Below are 3,724 nucleotides of genomic sequence, written 5' to 3' on the forward strand. Positions count from 1 at the left end.
AGTGTCAGAAGAAAGAGATAAGAATTTAGATATTGTTACTCCAAAAGGTGATGCGGATGCTAGTCTTATTGGATTATCCGAAAGCTTTATCAAGGAGTTACCAAAGACTTCTGATAGCAAAGATGAAACATTGATGATTCTTGGTCTTGGAGGGATACTCCTGAGCTTGGGATTGACCATTCAGAAAAAAATGGACTAAACTTTATTGCCTCTTTGTCAATTGTAGTGGATGGCGAAAAACTAACATCTAGAGAGGACCGGATGGGTCTTCTCTTTTTGTATGTTTATACTCTTCGAAAATCTCTTCAAACCACATCAGCTTCGCCTTACCATAGGTATGGTTACTGACTTCGTCAGTTCCATCCACAACCTCAAAGCAGTGCTTTGAGCAACCTGTGGCTAGCTTCCTAGTTTGCTCTTTGATTTTCATTGAGTATTAGAACTATGAAAATACGCTTTCTAAAGTTGATGAAATTTCAGCTCTTTGTCAACTATAGCGGGTGCAAAAAAAGAAGCTGGTACGACTGGAACCAGCTTCTAGTATAGGGATGGCCTTATCCAAGGGCGACATCTAAAATCATCATGATAACAAAACCTGCCATGAGACCTAGGGTCGCCACATCTGTATTGCCATTGGTCTGGGAGTTCGGGATCAGCTCTTCGACAACGACAAAGGGCATGACACCTGCCGCAAAAACCATCATAATATCGAGAAGTTTACGGCTGACCACTTTAAAGAAAAAGACAACTGCAGAGCCCAAGATGGTACAACACCATGTAAAGAGACCTGCTAAAAGAGCCTGTACCACCACAGGCTGTGCTTATAAGCAGTTCATCACGTTTCCAATCTAAACATTTCAATTAGCACTATTTTATCACCAGTTTGGGGGCTTGACTAGTCTCAATGACTTTCTAGAAAGGTGAACTTCAGTCTGTTTCGACAGTTGCGATGTCCTTGTTATTGGATAAAATCGCTAATAGGTCATTTCCCATAGAAATATCTAATCTTCTTTCTTTAACCTTCCTATACTAATCATATGCCCCTAATCCAAGGCCTTGACTTCCAGCATCATATCACGAATCTGGGCAGCCAGTTCAAAGTCAAGCACTTCGACGGCCTCTTGCATTTGTCCCTCCAGCTTTTTAACCAGGTCTTTGCGTTCTTGCTTGTTGAGGCTGGCGATATCCACTTCTTTTTCCTCTTCGTTAACAGCTGCCTTGGTTACAGCGATCAAGTCACGGATTTCTTTCTTGATGGTTTGAGGGATGATGCCATGCTCTTCATTATAGGCCATCTGGATCTGACGACGACGGGCTGTTTCATCCATGGCCCGTTGCATGGACTGGGTCACCGTGTCAGCATACATGATGACATGGCCCTCGCTATTTCGCGCAGCCCGACCAATGGTCTGGATGAGCCCTCGTTCATTGCGAAGGAAACCTTCCTTGTCTGCATCAAGTATGGCAACCAGGCTGACTTCAGGAACGTCAATCCCTTCTCGCAGCAGGTTAATCCCAACCAAGACATCAAAGACTCCCAAACGGAGATCACGGATAATTTCTGTCCGTTCCAAGGTCTTGATATCCGAGTGCATGTACTTGACCTTGACACCCATTTCTTTGAAATAATCGGTCAAGTCTTCTGCCATTTTCTTGGTCAAAGTTGTAACAAAAGTCCGCTCCCCTCGCTCCACACGGGCATGGATTTCCCCTAGGAGATCATCCATTTGCCCCATGGTTGGTCGCACTTCTACTTCTGGATCGAGCAGTCCAGTTGGACGGATGATTTGTTCAATGACGGTATCCGTTTGCTCTTTCTCATAATCCCCTGGTGTGGCTGACACATAGACGATCTGATGAACGTGACCTTCAAACTCTTCCCGACGAAGGGGACGGTTATCTAGGGCTGATGGCAGACGGAAACCATAGTTGACCAGCATTTCTTTTCGTGCTCGGTCTCCGTTATACATGCCCTTGATCTGTCCCATGGTCATGTGGCTCTCGTCCACCATGATGAGGAAATCTTCTGGGAAGAAATCGAGTAGAGTATAAGGCGGTTCGCCTTCCTTACGACCATCCATGTAGCGGGAATAGTTTTCCACCCCATTGGTGTAGCCCATCTCCCGCAGCATTTCAATGTCGTACTCTGTGCGTTGGCGGATGCGTTGCGCTTCGATCAGTTTGCCTTCTTGTTCAAACTGCTCCACTTGCGCCCTCATATCAGCTTCGATTTTAGCGAGGGCTTCTTCTAAATGCTCTTCTTGGGTGACAAAGTGGGTCGCAGGAAAGACAGCCAAATGGCTGACATCTGCTAGGACTTGTCCTGTCAGAGGATTGATCTCACGGATGCGTTCAATCTCATCACCGAAAAACTCGATCCGAAAGGCATTGTCATTGCGAGAAGCGGGAAAAACCTCCACCACATCTCCGCGCACACGGAAACGCCCCCTTTGAAAGTCGATGTCATTGCGTTCAAACTGAATATCAACCAAGTCATTTAAGAGTTGATCCCGAGAGATTTCTTGATTGGGACGAAGGCTGACAACATTATCCCGGTAATTTTTAGGATCTCCCAACCCATAGATACAAGAAACCGATGCAACAACGATGACATCATTACGCTCTAAGAGGGCTGCCGTTGCCGAATGCCGCAGATAGTCGATCTCATCATTAACTGAGCTATCCTTTTCAATATAGGTATCACTGGACGGTACATAGGCTTCTGGCTGGTAGTAGTCATAGTAGGAGACAAAGTACTCGACCGCATTGTCCGGAAAAAATTCCTTGAACTCTCCATAGAGCTGACCGGCTAGGGTTTTGTTATGGGCGATGACCAAGGTTGGTTTATTGACCTTGGCAATGACCTGACTCATGGTATAGGTCTTTCCGGTACCGGTTGCCCCCATGAGGATTTGGGCCTTTTCTCCTCCTTCGATATTGTCCACCAATTGTTCAATGGCTCGGGGTTGGTCGCCGGAAGGTTCATATTTTGAAACCAAATGAAATTTATTATCGTCTTTTCTATCAATCATGACATTCCTTTCGTTTATGTAATCATTTATTTCTTGATACAAGAAACCCTCTCCTCTCTCCACAGGAATTCGGATGCGATAGATCTTAACAATCGTTTTTTGACTGTTTGATAGCCCAGTTTTTATCAAAGGTGACAGCTGTTTTCCAATCCTTGAATTCAATCCTGAACACGCAATACTTCTCCTTGTCTAGCTCCTCAGCTTCATTGTCAAAAAAGTATTCTACACGTTTTAATAGAAAACCAAGAGTTGAAGTATGCTCAATATCCTCCATTAAACTGAACCAATCTTTCCTAACAAAGTCAATATCCGATAAGAGAATGGCAAAACTTTTTCGACCAAACAGTTTTCTAGAATCGGTCATGGACTATTCATCTAGTTTCAATAAGATTTTCTGACCTTGTACTTGATAATCCAAAAGGCTGACATGAATGGGAAAGAGAAGAATGAGAGAAAGAACTAACTTTACGATCCAATAAAACTCTTAGTAAAGATAGCAGGATAGAAAAAGGCTCCATATACCATCTGTACTATCAACCCACTTCGGTCAAACTTGACAATCATGGCATTCCTTTTTCTCATCTTCCTTCTATTTTAGCATAAATAGAATCAATTAACGAAGAAAAGGATGGAGCTTAACCGCCCAATACCAAAGTATATAGGACAATTACGCTGTTAGCCAGTCATCTACA

Annotated in this window: 3 protein-coding genes and 1 pseudogene; 1 reads left to right on the forward strand and 3 read right to left on the reverse strand. The window is 43.8% G+C overall.

Features of this window, described 5'->3' with window-relative positions; genetic code table 11:
- Positions 1–199 (forward strand): LPXTG cell wall anchor domain-containing protein (locus STRDD10_RS09735; RefSeq protein WP_197458341.1); only part of this gene is annotated, 199 nt, incomplete at its 5' end.
- Between the two features lie 355 nt (positions 200–554).
- Here the strand turns inward: STRDD10_RS09735 and STRDD10_RS11680 are convergent.
- The 3 genes and pseudogenes from STRDD10_RS11680 to STRDD10_RS11235 form a co-directional block, all read right to left on the reverse strand.
- A pseudogene (locus STRDD10_RS11680) lies at positions 555–698 on the reverse strand (ZIP family metal transporter); the annotation flags it as partial.
- A gap of 345 nt (positions 699–1,043) precedes the next feature.
- Positions 1,044–3,032, reverse strand: coding sequence for an excinuclease ABC subunit UvrB (uvrB, locus tag STRDD10_RS09750; RefSeq protein WP_067195622.1), 1,989 nt, complete (start codon positions 3,030–3,032; stop codon positions 1,044–1,046).
- Between the two features lie 85 nt (positions 3,033–3,117).
- Positions 3,118–3,396, reverse strand: coding sequence for a hypothetical protein (locus STRDD10_RS11235; RefSeq protein WP_067195624.1), 279 nt, complete (start codon positions 3,394–3,396; stop codon positions 3,118–3,120).
- Positions 3,397–3,724 lie beyond the last annotated feature (328 nt).

This window comes from Streptococcus sp. DD10 (assembly GCF_001578805.1).
Classification (GTDB): domain Bacteria; phylum Bacillota; class Bacilli; order Lactobacillales; family Streptococcaceae; genus Streptococcus.